This is a genomic window from Streptomyces rectiviolaceus (genome assembly GCF_039533825.1).
In the GTDB taxonomy this organism is placed as follows: domain Bacteria; phylum Actinomycetota; class Actinomycetes; order Streptomycetales; family Streptomycetaceae; genus Streptomyces; species Streptomyces rectiviolaceus.
The window spans coordinates 16,415-32,790 of the sequence record NZ_BAAAUG010000028.1 but is presented as its reverse complement, the minus strand read 5'-3'; the positions used below and the strand labels follow the sequence as shown (position 1 = coordinate 32,790).

At 70.1% G+C, this 16,376-nt stretch carries 13 protein-coding genes; 11 read left to right on the top strand and 2 right to left on the bottom strand.

Annotated features, from left to right (window positions below; all coding sequences use genetic code 11):
* Positions 1-687 (top strand): LysR family transcriptional regulator substrate-binding protein (locus ABD378_RS09585; RefSeq protein WP_344520128.1); only part of this gene is annotated, 687 nt, incomplete at its 5' end.
* Positions 688-905: 218 nt separating this feature from the next.
* Positions 906-1,034, top strand: coding sequence for a hypothetical protein (locus tag ABD378_RS09580; protein ID WP_344520127.1), 129 nt, complete (start codon positions 906-908; stop codon positions 1,032-1,034).
* Positions 1,035-1,066: 32 nt separating this feature from the next.
* On the opposite strand, the gene ABD378_RS09575 is transcribed toward ABD378_RS09580, so the two are convergent.
* On the bottom strand, positions 1,067-2,665 hold the full coding sequence (locus ABD378_RS09575; RefSeq protein ID WP_344520126.1) for a purple acid phosphatase family protein: 1,599 nt from the start codon (positions 2,663-2,665) through the stop codon (positions 1,067-1,069).
* Positions 2,666-2,816: 151 nt separating this feature from the next.
* Here ABD378_RS09575 and ABD378_RS09570 point away from each other — a divergent pair, with 151 nt between their 5' ends.
* The 3 genes from ABD378_RS09570 to ABD378_RS09560 all read left to right on the top strand — a co-directional run bounded on the left by ABD378_RS09570 (position 2,817) and on the right by ABD378_RS09560 (position 7,159).
* Positions 2,817-3,857: a 3-isopropylmalate dehydrogenase gene (locus tag ABD378_RS09570; protein ID WP_344520125.1), complete on the top strand. Its 1,041-nt coding sequence runs from the start codon at positions 2,817-2,819 to the stop codon at positions 3,855-3,857.
* Between the two features lie 244 nt (positions 3,858-4,101).
* Positions 4,102-5,199 carry a branched-chain amino acid aminotransferase gene (locus ABD378_RS09565; protein ID WP_344520124.1) on the top strand — a complete coding sequence of 366 codons (1,098 nt, stop codon included), beginning with the start codon at positions 4,102-4,104 and terminating at the stop codon, positions 5,197-5,199.
* Between the two features lie 1,183 nt (positions 5,200-6,382).
* Positions 6,383-7,159, top strand: a complete 777-nt coding sequence (locus ABD378_RS09560) for a class I SAM-dependent methyltransferase (RefSeq protein WP_344520123.1) — start codon at positions 6,383-6,385, stop codon at positions 7,157-7,159.
* Here the strand turns inward: ABD378_RS09560 and ABD378_RS09555 are convergent.
* Positions 7,140-8,570 carry a cytosine permease gene (locus ABD378_RS09555; RefSeq protein ID WP_344520121.1) on the bottom strand — a complete coding sequence of 477 codons (1,431 nt, stop codon included), beginning with the start codon at positions 8,568-8,570 and terminating at the stop codon, positions 7,140-7,142. The genes ABD378_RS09560 and ABD378_RS09555 overlap by 20 nt on opposite strands.
* 162 nt (positions 8,571-8,732) lie before the next feature.
* On the opposite strand from ABD378_RS09555, the gene ureA reads away from it, so the two are divergent.
* The 6 genes from ureA to cimA all read left to right on the top strand — a co-directional run bounded on the left by ureA (position 8,733) and on the right by cimA (position 16,311).
* The gene (gene ureA / locus ABD378_RS09550; RefSeq protein WP_344520120.1) at positions 8,733-9,425 is read left to right on the top strand and encodes an urease subunit gamma; all 693 of its coding nucleotides are present in this window, start codon (positions 8,733-8,735) and stop codon (positions 9,423-9,425) included.
* Positions 9,422-11,110: an urease subunit alpha gene (locus tag ABD378_RS09545; RefSeq protein ID WP_344520119.1), complete on the top strand. Its 1,689-nt coding sequence runs from the start codon at positions 9,422-9,424 to the stop codon at positions 11,108-11,110. Before ureA ends, ABD378_RS09545 begins: the two co-directional genes overlap by 4 nt.
* 45 nt (positions 11,111-11,155) lie before the next feature.
* On the top strand, positions 11,156-12,178 hold the full coding sequence (locus ABD378_RS09540; RefSeq protein ID WP_344520118.1) for an agmatine deiminase family protein: 1,023 nt from the start codon (positions 11,156-11,158) through the stop codon (positions 12,176-12,178).
* A 104-nt stretch (positions 12,179-12,282) separates the two neighbouring features.
* On the top strand, positions 12,283-12,849 hold the full coding sequence (locus tag ABD378_RS09535) for a TetR/AcrR family transcriptional regulator (RefSeq protein WP_344520141.1): 567 nt from the start codon (positions 12,283-12,285) through the stop codon (positions 12,847-12,849).
* A gap of 264 nt (positions 12,850-13,113) precedes the next feature.
* On the top strand, positions 13,114-14,364 hold the full coding sequence (locus tag ABD378_RS09530; RefSeq protein ID WP_344520117.1) for a hypothetical protein: 1,251 nt from the start codon (positions 13,114-13,116) through the stop codon (positions 14,362-14,364).
* Between the two features lie 342 nt (positions 14,365-14,706).
* On the top strand, positions 14,707-16,311 hold the full coding sequence (gene cimA / locus ABD378_RS09525) for a citramalate synthase (protein WP_344520116.1): 1,605 nt from the start codon (positions 14,707-14,709) through the stop codon (positions 16,309-16,311).
* Positions 16,312-16,376: the final 65 nt, after the last annotated feature.

Sequence of the window (16,376 nt, the reverse complement as noted above, 5' to 3'; positions counted from 1 at the left end):
ACCGCGGCCGCTGCCGCCGCTGCCGCCCACGCCCGGCGCGTCCTGCGGCTCCTGGACACCCTGGCCGCCGAGGCCCGCCCCGACGAGCGGGGCACGGTCGCGGCCCCGCTGCGCATCGCCGCCTTCCGCAGCGTGGCCCTGTACCTGCTGCCGCCCGTCCTTGAGCGCCTCACCGCCCGCCATCCCGGCATCGAACCGGAGGTGCGTGTCGTGCGTGAGCTGGGCGCAGGCACCGCGGGCGAGGTCGCCGAAGGGCGCGCGGACGTGGGCATCGCGACGATCGGCGCGACCTCGCCCGTGCCCGCCGGGCTCATCGGCGACGTCCTGGTCGAAGAGCCGTACTCGCTGGTGCACCCGGCCGGACACCCCGACCCGCGCTCCCTGCCGCTGGTGGACTGGCACGAGAACTGCGGCTCCTACACCCGGACGTGGTGGGCCGGGCAGGACTGGATCCCGAAGGCGACCGTCCTGACCGAGGACGACGGAGCGGTGCTCTCGATGGTGAGCAGGGGTCTCGGAATGGCGATCATGCCCGCGCTCTCCCTGAACGGAGCACCGGACGGAATCGAGATCACTGATCTCGGACCGGAGCGCCCGTCACGTTCCGTGGGCTACGTCACCACCCCTGAGCTGGCCGCCACCGTCGCCGTCCGCGCCTTGATCCGCGAGCTCAGAGCGGCCAAATGAGGGGCTGAGGATGAAGCCCGTCTCAGATAGTAGGAAGTCCGAGTAATTGTGGAGACAGACGCTCCGTCCTCGCTTAGCTTTGTAGGAGCCGAACGTCTCGCTCGACCAAGCGAATGGCGGTCGTGAGCCGGAGCCCCACGCAGGTAACCCCTGCGGCTCCCGCTCCCCGCCTCTTCCGGCGTCTCGAAAACACCCTTCCCTCAAGGAGTGGATCTCTCATGGCCGAGACGACCGCACGCCGAGTCCGACACGCCTCCCGCAAGACCGATTCCGAGCGCAAGAACGCCGCGGCGGCCTTGCAGCGCGCACTCGACCGCAGGGACAACGGCGGCGAGACGGGCCACTGACCCGCCCGCGCCACCGAGTCCTGCTGAAGTCCCTACTTACCGCGCACCACCTCGAAGTGATCCACGCGCTCTCCGCTCTCGGCGAGCGCGGAGACCGTCAGCTTCGGGTGCGCGCCGGCCGTCACCTCCACCGCGAGGAACGAGAAGCCGGTGTAGCGCACCCGTGACCACTCGACGGTGTCCGGGTCGGGAAGGCGCGACTTCGTCCAGTGGAACGACAGGATCGAGTCCCGGTCCTCGACGTTGCCCTCGTAGCTGTCCTTCACGCCCGCCGGAAAGCTGTAGAGGTCCTTGCCCGCGCCGCCCGCGGTGACGTACACGATGCCGTCGCGCGTCGGATCGGTCGACGCGCCGACCGGCACGGGCTTGCCGACCTCGCCGCCCTTGATCGCGTCGGTCCGTTCGTAGACGTGGTTGTGGCCGTTGACGACCAGGTGCACCTGGTGCTTGGTGAAAAGGTCCAGCCACGCGTCGCGCACGCCGCCGTCGGAGGCGTGCGTCGACGTCGAGTACATGCAGTGGTGGAAGAAGACCACGACGAAGTCGATGGCGTCGTCCGCCCGCAGCTCGCCCAGGCGCTTGTCGAGCCACGCGGTCTGCTTGCCGTCCGTGTAGCCCTTGTTGGCGGGGATCTCGTACGAGACGTCGTTCGCGTCGAGCGCGACGACGCCGACATTGCCGTACGTGAAGGAGTAGACGCCCGGCGCGTTCTTGGGGTCGAAGCCGTTCTCCGGGAGCGACCAACGGGCGGACTGGCCGCCGTAGCCGTTCGGCGAGTACCACGCCTCCATGTCGTGGTTGCCGGTCGTCACCATCCACGGGACCGACTTCGCCACGGACTCCGTCTGCGCGAGGAAGGTGTCCCAGACGCGCGCGTCGTACGTGTCGGACTCCTTGCCGTGCCCGGTGGAGTCGGCGTAACAGATGTCGCCCGCGTGCAGGTGGAAGGACGGGTTCTGGCCCAGGATCAACTGGTCGTTGGCGAGCGCGTCGTAGCTCACGCCCTGGTCGCCGAAGGCCGTGAAGACGAACCTCTCCGCCGTCGCGGGAGCCGTGCGGAAGGAGCCGATCGTCGCCATCCGCTCGGGCGACGCCGGGTCGAAGCCCTCGTGGCCGACGCCGTAGTAGTACGTCGTGCCGGGCTTCAGGCCGTCGAGCGCCGCGTGCAGGTAGTACTGCTCGACTGCGGGCAGCTTCTTCGACAGGGACGGGGTGTGCAGATCCCGCACCTCCGCCTCGATCTTCCGGCTCAGCTCCCAGGGCTTCAACCCCACTCGCAGATAAGGGGACTTGACCGCGAACGGCACCTGCCAGGAGACCCGCATCTGCGTCTTCGGGTCGGCCCCGAAGGCGAGGTGCCGCGCGAAGGGCGCCACCAGCTTGCCGTCGACCTTGACGGGCGCGGACGGCGCGGACGGCGCGGCGAGCGGGCTCGACGCCGAGGCGCCCTCGCCGTGGGCGCTGCCCGAGCTCCCGGCGAGCAGGCCGATGCCGCCGACCGTGCCGGCCGTGGCGAACGAACTGGCGAGGACCTTGCGGCGGGAGAACTTCCTGCGCAGGTACTCGTGCTGCTCCGGCATGCTCATCCCGGCCGCGAGCTGCTCCGGTATGCCGACATTGGGGGTGTCCATAGGGGGAGAACTTCCCAGCGACTTCCAACTCCCGCCGGGCCTGAGGGTGAAGAGAGAGTGGCCATGTGGTGGCGCGCCCGTGGCGTGACCAGGGGTGTCCGCATGTCGGACTGCGAGTGTCATCCCGTGGGACGGAGCGTAGGGTGCTTGCATGTCTCGCAGCATCAATCTCGCAGTGATCCCCGGTGATGGAATCGGCCAGGAAGTCGTGGCCCAGGGGCTCAAGGTCCTCAATGCCGTCCTCCCGCAGGATGTGAAGCTGGAGACCAAGGAGTTCGACTTCGGAGCCAAGCGCTACCACGCGACCGGTGAGACCCTCACCGACGCCGACGTCGAGGCCCTCAAGCAGTACGACGCGATTCTCCTCGGCGCGATCGGCGACCCCTCGGTCCCGTCCGGCGTCCTGGAGCGCGGCTTCCTGCTGAAGCTCCGCTTCCTCTTCGACCACCACGTCAACCTGCGGCCGTCGAAGCTCCTCCCGGGCGTCGCCACCCCGCTCGCCGGGCAGCCCGAGATCGACTTCGTCGTCGTACGCGAAGGGACCGAGGGCCCCTACACGGGCAACGGCGGCTCGATCCGCACCGGCACCCCGCACGAGGTGGCCACCGAGGTCTCCGTGAACACCGCCTTCGGCGTGGAGCGTGTGGTCCGTGACGCGTTCGCCCGCGCGCAGGCCCGCCCGCGCAAGAAGCTGACGCTGGTCCACAAGAACAACGTCCTCGCGTACGCCGGTCACCTCTGGACGAACGTCTTCAACGAGGTGGCGAAGGAGTTCCCCGACGTCACCACGGACTACATCCACGTCGACGCCGCGACGATCTACCTCGTCACCGACCCGGCCCGCTTCGACGTGATCGTCACCGACAACCTCTTCGGCGACATCATCACCGACCTCGCCGCGGCCGTCTCCGGCGGCATCGGCGTCGCGGCCTCCGGCAACATCAACCCGAGCCGTGAGTTCCCGTCGATGTTCGAGCCCGTGCACGGCTCGGCGCCGGACATCGCGGGCCAGGGCAAGGCCGACCCGTCGGCGACCGTCCTGTCCGTCGCGCTGCTCCTGCGCCACCTCGGGTACGAGGACGAGGCGGGGCGCATCGAGACCGCCGTCTCCGCGGATCTGGCCGAGCGGGGCGACACGGTCCGTACGACGGAACAGATCGGCGACGCGCTCGCCGTACGAGTAGCGGGCTGACCCGGTAGCTCGTCCTTTGACACAGAAGCCGCCGGGTCTGGTTCACGACCCGGCGGCTTCTCGTATGCGGCTCCGGGTGCCACCATCGACCCCTGGGCCGCATTCACGCTGTTTCTTCCTCGGCGCCACGCGAGCGATAATCGAACGTGGGGCCGCGGAATGCAGGGTTACTCGGACGTCCTAGTACGAGACGTACAGGCGTGAGCGCGGTCCGTCACCATCACACCGTGAAGGACTAGTACTCATGACGACGACGCCGACACCCACGATCGAGCTCAAGCCCACCTCGAGCCCGCTGTCCGACGCGGAGCGCGAGGCGATCCTGGCCAACCCCGGGTTCGGTCGCCACTTCACCGATCACATGGTGACGATCAAGTGGACGGAGGGCCGCGGCTGGCACGACGGCCAGCTCGTGCCGTACGGCCCGCTCTCCCTCGACCCGGCGACCAACGTCCTGCACTACGCGCAGGAGATCTTCGAGGGCCTCAAGGCCTACCGTCAGCCCGACGGCACGGTGGCCTCCTTCCGCCCCGACGCCAACGCGGAGCGCTTCCAGCGGTCGGCGCGGCGGCTCGCGATGCCGGAGCTGCCGGTCGAGACGTTCATCGAGGCGTGCGACGCGCTGGTGAAGCAGGACAAGGCGTGGGTGCCGGCGCATGGTGGCGAGGAGTCGCTGTACCTGCGCCCGTTCATGATCGCGAGCGAGGTCGGCCTGGGCGTGAAGCCCGCCAACGAGTACCTCTTCATCGTCATCGCCTCGCCCGCGGGCGCGTACTTCCCCGGTGGGGTCAAGCCCGTCTCGATCTGGCTTTCGGAGGACCGCGTGCGGGCGGTGCCGGGTGGCGTGGGCGACGCCAAGACGGGCGGCAACTACGCGGCGTCGCTGCTCGCGCAGGCCGAGGCGGCGGAGAAGGGGTGCGACCAGGTGGCGTACCTGGACGCGGTCGAGCACAAGTGGGTCGAGGAGCTCGGCGGCATGAACCTGTACTTCGTGTACGGGGACAAGATCGTCACCCCGACCCTGACCGGCTCGCTCCTCGCCGGAATCACCCGGGACTCGCTCCTGACGGTCGCCCGTGACCTCGGCTACAAGTCGGAGGAGGCGCGGGTCTCGATCGACCAGTGGCAGGCGGACACGTCCGAGGGCACCCTGACGGAGGTCTTCGCGTGCGGTACGGCGGCGGTGATCACTCCCGTGGGTACGGTCAAGTGCCGCTCGGGCGAGTGGACCCAGAGCGGCGGCGAGCCGGGCCCGGTCACGATGAAGCTGCGGGAGGCGCTGCTGGATGTGCAGCGGGGGACGGCGAAGGATCGGCATGGCTGGATGCATGACCTCGGCTGAGGGCTTCAGCGAGTGAGGGCCGGGCCCGGGAAATCAACTCCCGGGCCCGGCCCTCTACCGTGTTCGGCGCGGCGCCGCGCCGGTATGTCCGTCGCTATCGTCCGGTGTCTGCTTCGGCTCGGGAGTGCCGGGAGCTGTGCTCCGGGCGGACACACCGGCACGTCCCGTCGCGAGTTCGCGGGGCGTGTCCGTCTGTGGGTGCGGTGCCGTGCCGGTATGTCCGTCCTCGCTATCGTCCGGTGGCCGTGGGGTTGCTGCGGCTCGGGAGTGCCGGGAGCTGTGCTCCGGGCGGACACACCGGCACGTCCCGTCGCGAGCTCGCGGTGCGGCTCGTCTGTGGGTGCGGTGCCGTGCCGGTATGTCCGTCCTCGCTATCGTCCGGTGGCCGTGGGGTTGCTGCGGCTCGGGAGTGCCGGGAGCTGTGCTCCGGGCGGACACACCGGCACGTCCCCTCGCGAGCTCGCGGTGCGGCTCGTCTGTGGGTGCGGTGCCGTGCCGGTATGTCCGTCCTCGCTATCGTCCGGTGGCCGCCGGGCTACTTCGGCCCCGGAGCGCCGGGAACCGTGCTCCGGGCGGACATACCGCCACGTCCCCTCACGAGCGCGCCCGACTGCAGGTGCGTGGGGCCTGGGCTCGCGTGGTTGGAGTAGGTCGCACCCTTGCCTTCGGTCGCTGACCCACCCCTGCCGGTACGTTTCCCACCGACCCCGGCCGGTGCGTTTCCCGCCCACCCCCGGCCGGTGCGTTTCCCGCCCACCCCCGGCCGGTGCGTTTCCCGCCCACCCCCGGCCGGTGCGTTTCCCGCCCACCCCCGGCCGGTGCGTTTCCCGCCCACCCCCGGCCGGTACGTTTCCCACCCACCCCGGCTGTTCGTTCCTCACCCACCCCTGCCGGTACGTTCCTCACCGCCCCCGGCCGGTACGTTTCCCACCCACCCCCGTTGTACGTTCCCCCCCGTCGTACGTGCCCCACCCACGCCCGGCTGTGCGTTTCCCACCCACCCCCCTGGCTGTACGTTCCCGCCCACCCTGCTGCTGCATCGTTCCCCACCCACCCTTTGGCGCCGCGGGGCAATCGGGTGGGTGGGTGGGAAAGGTCTGTTCGGGTTGAGGCGGATGCGGGGGATTGGGTGGGTGGGTGGGAGAGGCCAGCTGGAGTGGGGGTGTGGTGGGACAGTGGGGGGATGTTGCGTGGGAGTTTTGATGGGGATGCCGAGTTGTATGAGCGGGCTCGGCCCCGTTATCCCGCCGGGTTGGTCGAGGCGCTGGGTCGGCAGGCGGGGCTGGGGGCCGGTAGCAGGGTGCTGGAAGTTGCTCCCGGTACGGGGCAGTTGAGCGTGCCGCTTGCCCGGACCGGCAGCGCTCTCACTGCCGTGGAGCTGGGGCCCGCCCTCGCCGCCGTGGCCCGGCGCAACCTCGCCCCCTATCCGCGGGCCCACGTCGAGGTGGCCGAGTTCGAGGCATGGGCTCTGCCCCCGGAGCCGTACGACCTCGTCGTCTGCGCCACCGCCTTCCACTGGCTCGACCCTGCCGTTCGGGTGCCCAAGATGAGGGACGCTCTCCGGGCCGGGGGGATCCTCGCCGTCGTGACCACCGAACATGTCGCCGGGGGGAGTTCGGAGTTCTGGGTGGAGGTCCAGGAGTGTTACGAGCGGTGGGACCCCGACGCGACCGAGCCCGGTCTGCGGCTGCCCGAGGAGAGCACCGTCAGGACCGACACGGGTGAGATCGAGCGTGCCGACCGGCTCGGCCCAGTCACCGTGCGGCGCTTCTCGCGGGACATCACTTACACGGCAGATCAGTACATCGACGTGCTCCGGACCTACTCCGGGCACCGCGCGCTCGATGAGGACACCCGTGACGGACTGCTCGGCTGCGTACGGGAGTTGATCGAGCGCAGGCACGGCGGTGTCATCGTCAAGCGGTACCTGCACGAGCTGATCACGGCGCCGGCACGCTGACCGCGGGGCCGTTCTCCGCCGTCGGCTCGGATACCTGTCCGCGTTCCAGGATCACGTACGTCAGTCCGCCCACCACGCCCGACAGCAGGAAGCTGCAGTCCACCCCGCCTGTCAGGGGGAGCAGCGGACCCTCGTAGGAGGGGAGCGCGACCGCCGCGAGGCCCACCGCCGCGCCCAGCGCCCAGCTCACCGTCGCCGGGATGTTCCAGCCCGCCCGGTACCAGTAGATCCCGCCCCTGGAACGGCGGTTGAAGACCTGGAGCGCCTCCGCGTCGTAGACGCCCCCGCAGCGCGCGAAGCCGATCAGGGTGATCACCGCCCAGGGGGTGCCGATCGCGGTCAGGAGCAACACGAAGGACGTCATCGCGTCCTGTGCCTCCCATGCGTAATGGCCCACGAACACGCACCCCGTGGCCACCACCGCCACGGTGTACGTCGCCCGGGCACGCGACGCGCGCGGCAGGATCGCGTCCAGGTCAAGGCCCATCGAGTACAGCATCAGGCCCGCGTTGCCGACCGAGCCCGCCGACGCGGCCAGGAGGAGCGGGACCAGGTACCAGGTGGGGGACGCCGAGACCAGCGGGCCCGCGTAGTCGAGCGCCGCGCCCGCCGCGTACGCCGTGAACGTCCCGAAGAGCTGGGGGACGAGGAGGCCTGCCAGCAGGCCGATCCATGACGCTCGCAGCACCGTCCGGGAGGTGTGGCGCGTGGGGGAGACGTAGCGCGTGTAGTCGCCCAGGAGCGTGATGAACGCGATCGGGCCGCTCAGGCCCGCCGCCACAAGCGCGAGCAGCCACGTCGGCCAGAACGAGCCGAGGAGGTAGCCGCCCGCCCCGGGAAGCGCCGACGTCGTGAAGTCGGGGGCGTAGGCCACCGCCCCGAGGATCAGCAGCGCCGTCATGCCGACCGCGAGGACGCGCGACAGACGCAGCAGGACCCGGTAGCCGTACACCGCACCCGTCACCGTGGCGGCGGCGAGCAGCGCGTACACGATCCCGTACGAGAGGCCGCTCGAAGGAAGTCCCGTCAGGCGGTGCAGGACGCCCACCATCACGTCGCCGCCGATCCAGATGGTCAGCGCGGTGTAGCCGAGGGAGAGGAGGAGGCCGACGATCGAGCCGACCAGGCGGCCCCGCACGCCGAACTGCGCTCCGGAGGATGTGGAGAGGTTCGTGCCGGTGCGCAGCGACACCAGGGCGAGGGGGGCCGTGAGGGCCGTTCCGATCACCGTGCCCGCCACCACTGACGTGACCGACGCCCACCAGCCGAGGCCGAACGACACCGGCAGCCAGCCGAAGACGATCACCCCGAGGCAGAGGTTGGAGCCGAGCAGGATCGAGATGAGATCGCGGGGACCGCTGGTGCGTTCCCCGTCCGGGATGGTGTCGACTCCGCGCTGTTCTATCGGCATGAGGGTGCCCCTGACGCTCGATCGTGGCCGCCTGCGCACACAGGCCACCGTCCGACTGTTTGAGTGCCGCTCAATGTGACCTGATGCATGCTCGTCCGTCAATGTTTCCGTCGGATCAATCTCGTGGTTAGAGTGTTGTTCAAACGATGGAGGTGTGGTGGCGTGCGACTTACCCCCACGGAACGCGACCGGCTGCTGCTCTTCGGGGCGGCCGAGCTGGCCAGGGCCCGCAAGGCGCGCGGCCTCAGACTCAACGTCCCCGAGGCGACCGCGCTGATCGCGGACACGGTGTGCGAGGCGGCCCGCGACGGGGTCAGGCTCGCCGAGGCGATCGAGCGTGCGCGCTCCGCCCTCGGGCCCGACGACGTCCTGCCGGGTGTGGCGGATGTGGTGACCGAGGTGCATGTGGAAGCCGTCTTCGACGACGGGTCCCGGCTCGCGGTCGTCTCGCAGCCGATCGGGGAAGGGCTGGGGAGTGAGGCTCCGGGGGCGCTGCTCCCCGGTCCCGAGCACGAGGAGCTCGCGCCGGTCGCGACGCTCACCGTGCACAACACCGCGTCCGTGCCCGTCTCCGTCACCTCGCACTTCCACCTCTTCGAGGCCAATCCCCGGCTCGACTTCGACCGTGGTGCCGCGTACGGCATGCGGCTCGCCGTGCCCGCCGGGTCCTCCGTCCGCTTCGGCCCCGGCGAGAGCGTCGAGGTCGGGCTCGTGCCGATCGGCGGTGAGCGCGTCGCGATCGGCTTCGCCGGTCTTGTGGACGGCGCGCTTGATGCGCCCGGCGCCAAGCAAGAGGCCCTGCGCAGGGCCGTGGCCTGCGGATATCTGGGAGCTGACGAAGGAGCCGGCCGATGAGCATCGATCCGTACGCGTACGCCGCCACCCATGGGCCCCGCGCGGGCGACCGGGTCAGGCTCGGCGACTCCGGGCTGACCGTCCGGGTGGAGTCCGACGCGCAGAAGTACGGCGAGGAGTTCCTCGCCGGGTTCGGCAAGACGGCCCGTGACGGGCTGCATCTGAAGGCCGCCGCCGTCCGTGAGACCTGTGACGTCGTGATCAGCAACGTCCTGGTGATCGACGCGGTGCAGGGCATCCGCAAGGTGTCCATCGGCATCAGGGAAGGCCGCATCCACGCCATCGGGCGGGCGGGGAACCCCGACACCCTCGACGGGGTCGACGTCGTGGTCGGCACCGGCACGTCCATCGTCTCGGGCGAGGGGCTCATAGCCACCGCCGGATCCGTGGACACGCACGTCCATCTGCTCTCGCCGCGCATCATGGAGGCCTCGCTCGCCTCCGGCGTCACCACGATCATCGGGCAGGAGTTCGGGCCCGTGTGGGGCGTCGGGGTCAACTCGCCCTGGGCGCTGAAGCACGCGTTCAACGCCTTCGACGCCTGGCCCGTCAACATCGGCTTCCTGGGCCGGGGTTCGTCCTCGCACGACGCCCCGCTGATCGAGGCGCTCGCCGAAGGCGGGGCATCGGGCTTCAAGGTGCACGAGGACATGGGCGCGCACACGCGGGCGTTGGACACGGCGCTGCGGGTCGCCGAAGAGCATGATGTCCAAGTCGCCCTGCACAGCGACGGGTTGAACGAGTGTCTCTCCGTCGAGGACACCCTGAAGGTGCTTGAGGGGCGGACCATCCACGCCTTCCACATCGAGGGGTGCGGCGGCGGGCACGTGCCGAACGTCCTGAAGATGGCGGGCGTGCCGAACGTGATCGGCTCCTCCACCAACCCCACGCTGCCCTTCGGGCGTGACGCGGTCGCCGAGCACTACGGCATGATCGTCTCCGTCCATGACCTGAAGACCGATCTGCCGGGCGACGCGGCGATGGCCCGCGACCGCATACGCGCCGGGACCATGGGCGCCGAGGACGTGCTGCACGACCTGGGCGCCATCGGCATCACCTCGTCCGACGCGCAGGGCATGGGGCGCGCGGGCGAGACCGTACGCAGGACCTTCGCGATGGCCGGGAAGATGAAGGCCGAGTTCGGCCCCATGGACGGGGACGGCGCCGACGACGACAACGCGCGCGTCCTGCGCTACATGGCCAAGCTGACCATCAACCCCGCCATCGCCCACGGCCTCGCCCACGAGGTCGGCTCCATCGAGGTCGGCAAGATGGCCGACATCGTGCTCTGGCGGCCCGAATTCTTCGGCGCCAAGCCGCAGTTGGTCCTGAAGTCCGGCTTCCCGGCCTACGGCGTCGTGGGTGATCCGAACGCGGCGACCGACACGTGCGAGCCCCTCGTCCTCGGGCCGCAGTTCGGGGCGTACGGAGCGACGCCCGCCGACATCTCGGTGGCCTTCGTCGCGCAGGCCGCCGTCGACCAGGGCAACGACCAGATGCCGACCCGGCGGCGCCGGGTCGCCGTGCGCGGCACCCGTGGCATCGGCCCCGCCGACCTGCGGCTCAACTCCCGTACCGGCTCCATCGACGTCGACCAGCGCTCAGGCCTGGTCACGCTCGACGGCGACCCGGTCCGTTCCGAGCCCGCGGACTCCGTCTCCCTCAACCGCCTCTACTTCCTGTAGCCCTTCCCGTCAGCTTTCCCGTCAGTCCTTCCCATAGGGATCACCATGACCTTCCACATGCCCGCCGAGTGGGCCCCGCACGAGCGCACCTGGATGGCCTGGCCGGGCCCCAATCCCACGTTCAGGGACGAGCGTGAGCTCGCCGAAGGCCGGGCCGCCTGGGCGGGCGTCGCCCGTGCCGTACGCCGCTTCGAACCCGTCACGATGGTCGTCGGGACCGGGCAGAGCGAGTCGGCCCGCGCGCTCCTCGGTCCTGACATCGATCTTGTCGAGCGCGACCTGGACGACGCGTGGATGCGCGACATCGGCCCCACCTTCGTACGTGATGGTGATCAACTCGCCGCCGTGGACTGGATCTTCAACGGATGGGGCGGCCAGGACTGGGCCCGCTGGGAGCACGACGCGAAGATCGCCCGGCACATCGCCGACATCGCGGGCGTGCCCGTCCACTCCTCGCCCCTGGTCAACGAAGGCGGCGGTATCCACGTCGACGGCGAGGGCACGGTCCTGCTGACCGACACGGTCCAGCTCGACCCCGGACGCAACCCCGGACTGACCCGCGAGCAGGCCGAGGAGGCGATCCACGCCCGCATCGGCACGCGAAAGGCGATCTGGCTGCCGAAGGGCCTGACCGGCGACTACGGCCAGTTCGGCACCCGGGGCCACGTCGACATCGTCGCCGCCTTCGCCGCGCCCGGCATCGTCCTCGTCCACTCGCAGCAGGACCCCGCCCATCCGGACTTCGAGGTCAGCAAGGAGATCATCGGGGTCCTGCGGGGGCAGACCGACGCCCGGGGCCGCGCCCTGCAGATCGTGGAGGTGCCCGCGCCGACCGTCCTCACCGACGACGAGGGCTGGGTCGACTACTCCTACATCAACCACTACCTCTGCAACGGCGGCGTCGTCCTGTGCGCCTTCGACGACCCGCGCGACGAGATCGCGGCAGGCATCTTCCGCCGTCTCTTCCCGGAGCGGACCGTGACACTCGTGGACGCCCGTACGATCTTTGCCGGGGGTGGTGGCATCCACTGCATCACCCAGCAACAGCCGAAGATCCCGAAGAGCTAGCGAGTCAGCGAGCTGGCGTCAGACGAGTCACCGCAGGAGTCCCCGTGGCCGAGGCCGCCCGCCGGAAGAACGCACCACCGCGCGAGGACGTGCTTGCCGCTGCCATGGAGATGATCGCCGAGCGCGGCCTGGAGAAACTGACCATGGCCGCGCTCGGCCGCGAGGTCGGCATGAGCAGCGGCCACCTCCTCTACTACTTCCGCACCAAGGACGAGCTGCTCCTGCGCACCCTGGAGTGGAGCGAGTCCGCGCTCGGCGCCGAGCGCGGCAGGCTGCTCGCGCGGCGGGGCTCGGCCCGCGAGCGGCTCGACGCGTACGTCGATCTGTACGTCCCCGACGCCCCCGGCGACCCCCACTGGACGCTCTGGCTCGAGGTCTGGAACCGCTCCCTGAACGCCGACGAGGACGAGCGCGACCGGCAGGTCGCCATCGAGAGCGCGTGGCACCGCGACCTGGTGGCGCTGCTCGCCGAAGGTGTCTCGCGGGGCGAGTTCGGCGCCCTGGACCCCGACCGGTTCGCGTCGCGCCTTCGGGCGCTGCTCGACGGGTTCTCCATCCATGTGGCGATCGGCCTGCGCGGCACGGGACGTGACCAAATCCTCGCGCATGTACGGGAGTTCCTGGACGGAGCGCTCGACTCCGGCTCTGCGGACCCGGATACCCCCGTCTAGGTTGTACGCGTTCCGGCGGATTGTGTGTCTTCTGGCGGTGCGCTTGTATCCCCGTGGGCCTTCAGTATCGGGCCGGGGGGAACGACAGGTTTTGGGGGAAGCCATGTCCACTGCCAGACGTGTGTCCTTGAGCGCCTTACTGGTTACCTCCGCGCGGACAGTTCCGGGAGAACCGCAACCGTAACGGCATCCCGCGCATCACAGACATTGCGCGCACCGCGCAGCATCTGCACCGAACGCCGAGAAAACACGGGGGATTTGACCATGCACAGCACCAAGCGCCGCGCCGCCCTGGCCGCAGCCGCACTCGTCGCCGCCGTCACGGCCGGCACCCTGCCGGCCGCGTCCGCGGCACCCGACGCCGCGCCCCGCACCGAGGGCATCAGCGTCACCGCCGAGGGCAGGGCGGCCGACGACCGGTCGTCGTCGGCGACCATCAGCCGAGACGGCCGGTTCGCGGCCTTCGACTCCGAGGCCACCGATCTGGTCGCGGGCGACACCAACGGCCTCAGCGACATCTTCGTACGCGATCTGCGCACCGGAAAGACCGAGCGGATCGCCCTCGAAGGGCGTGACGTCAGGAGTCCTTCGCTGAGCGCCGACGGACGTTACGTCGCGATGATCACCAGCCCCGCGGACTCCTACTCGGACTCCGACGTCCGGCTCTACGACCGCAGGACCAAGAAGGTCGAGCGGCTCGACGTCGAGCTGCCCGACGGTGCGGCGGGCGCGGGCAGCGTCTCGCTGACACCGAACGCCCGGTACGCCGTCTTCGACGTCCGCCAGAGCGCGGGCAGTCCCGGCGGCGTCGTCTTCCTGCGCGACCGGAAGACCGGCACGACCGAGCGGATCAGCGAGGCCGACCCGGCAAGGGAGGGGCGCACCGCGCACGGCGCGACGGTCAGCGACGACGGCAGCCGCGTCGTCTACGCGTACAACTACTTCAACGGCCCTCGCGGCGACGACTGGAGCGACGTGTGGCTGCGCGACCGCAGGACCGGTGAGCTGACGAAGGCCGACCGTTCCCACGACGGGTCGCAGACGGAGAAGGAGTCCCTCGACCCGTCCATCAGCGGCGACGGCCGCACCATCGTCTTCGAGTCCCGCGACACGCACCTCGTCCCGAACGACGACGACGCCGCCTGGAACGTCTTCGTGCACGACATCGCCTCCGGCAAGAACCAGCGTATCCACGGCACACAGGGCGGCCCCGGCGAGGTCTACACCCGCTCGCCCGCGATCAGCGCCGACGGCCGCCATCTGACCTTCATGTCGGAGCTCGCCGAAGCCGGATCCGAGTACGGCAAGGAGTCGCCCGTCTACCTGCGGGACCTGAAGAAGGGCAGCACCACGCTCGTCACGCCGGACACCACGGGCGGCGCGGCCTCGGCGCAGGTCACCCCCGGCGGCATCTCGGCGGACGGCCGCCGGGTCGCCTTCCTCTCCGGCGACGCGTCGCTCCTGAGCGGCGACACCAATGACGGCTACGACACATTCGTGCGTCACCTGCGCTGACGCCGCAGGTCAGGCAGCACTTCCTGCGGGCGGCGCGTCCCACGCGCCGCCCGCATCGTGAGACGGGGCAGCGCGGTGTGTGCGGGCTGTGGCAGGCTGCCACCGTGCTCTCGTTCGCCATGATTATTGGCAGCAGGCGCGCCGGTCCGCAGTGACCGTCTCGTACCACCATGTACGGGCGGACACCGTCGTCTCTCGACCCGCGCGCAAACCTCTCGTACCCACGAGGGGTTTTTTCGTTTCCTGGCCCAACTTCAGCCGGACGCGGAGCGCGAGGGATCATTGAGGCGGTGGAGCCGGTCATTCCGGTAGACCGAGATCCGACACAGGAGCCAGATCAGCATGACGGAAACCAGCACACCCGACGATTCGTTCCACGTCTTTGACACCACGCTGCGCGACGGCGCGCAGCGCGAGGGAATCAACCTGACCGTCGCGGACAAGCTGACCATCGCCCGGCACCTGGACGACTTCGGCGTGGGCTTCATCGAGGGCGGCTGGCCGGGCGCCAACCCCCGCGACACCGAGTTCTTCGCCCGCGCATCGCAAGAGATCACCTTCCGGCACGCCCAGCTCGTCGCCTTCGGCGCCACACGCCGCGCAGGTGGCTCGGCGGCCACGGACCCGCAGGTCAACGCCCTGCTGGAGTCCGGCGCCCCGGTCATCACGCTCGTCGCCAAGTCCCATGACCGGCACGTCGAGCTCGCTCTGCGCACCACCCTGGAGGAGAACCTGGAGATGGTGCGCGACACCGTCTCCTACCTCGCGGGCCAGGGGCGGCGCGTCTTCGTCGACTGCGAGCACTTCTTCGACGGCTACCGCGCCAATCCCGAGTACGCGAAGTCCGTCGTCCGCACGGCCTCCGAGGCGGGCGCCGACGTCGTCGTCCTGTGCGACACCAACGGCGGCATGCTCCCCGCCCAGGTCCAGGCGATCGTCGGGACCGTGCTCGCCGACACCGGCGCCCGGCTCGGCATCCACGCGCAGGACGACACGGGGTGCGCGGTCGCCAACACCCTCGCCGCCGTGGACGCGGGCGCGACCCATGTCCAGTGCACGGCCAACGGCTACGGCGAGCGGGTCGGCAACGCCAACCTCTTCCCCGTGGTCGGCGCGCTCGAGCTCAAGTACGGCAAGCGGGTCCTGCCCGAGGGCTCGCTGCGCGAGATGACCCGCGTCTCGCACGCCATCGCCGAGGTCGTCAACCTCACCCCCTCCACGCACCAGCCGTACGTAGGTGTCTCGGCCTTCGCCCACAAGGCGGGCCTGCACGCCTCTGCGATCAAGGTCGACCCGGATCTCTACCAGCACATCGACCCGGACCTGGTGGGCAACCGCATCCGGATGCTGGTCTCGGACATGGCGGGGCGCGCCTCCATCGAGCTCAAGGGCAAGGAGCTCGGGATCGACCTGGGCGACGACCGGGATCTGGTGGGCCGGGTCGTCGAGCGCGTGAAGGAGCGGGAGCTGGGCGGCTACACGTACGAGGCCGCGGACGCTTCCTTCGAACTGCTGCTGCGCGAGGAGGCCGAGGGGCGGGCCCGGCGCTACTTCCGCGTCGAGTCCTGGCGGGCCATCGTCGAGGACCGGCCCGACGGCACGCACGCGAACGAGGCGACGGTGAAGCTGTGGGCCAAGGGCGAGCGCATCGTCGCCACGGCGGAGGGCAACGGCCCGGTCAACGCCCTCGACCGGTCGCTGCGGGTGGGCCTTGAGCGGATCTACCCCCAGCTCGCCAAGATGGAGCTTGTCGACTACAAGGTCCGCATCCTGGAGGGCAAGCACGGCACGTCGTCCACGACGCGGGTGCTGATCTCCACCAGTGACGGTGACGGTGAGTGGTCGACGGTGGGTGTGGCGGAGAACGTGATCGCGGCGTCGTGGCAGGCGCTGGAGGACGCGTACACCTTCGGTCTGCTGCGGGCGGGCGTCGAACCCGTGGAGTAGGCCGGGGTAGGCCGAGGCAGGGCCGGGGCAGAGGCCGGGCCCATGAAGTGAAACCGGGTCGGCTC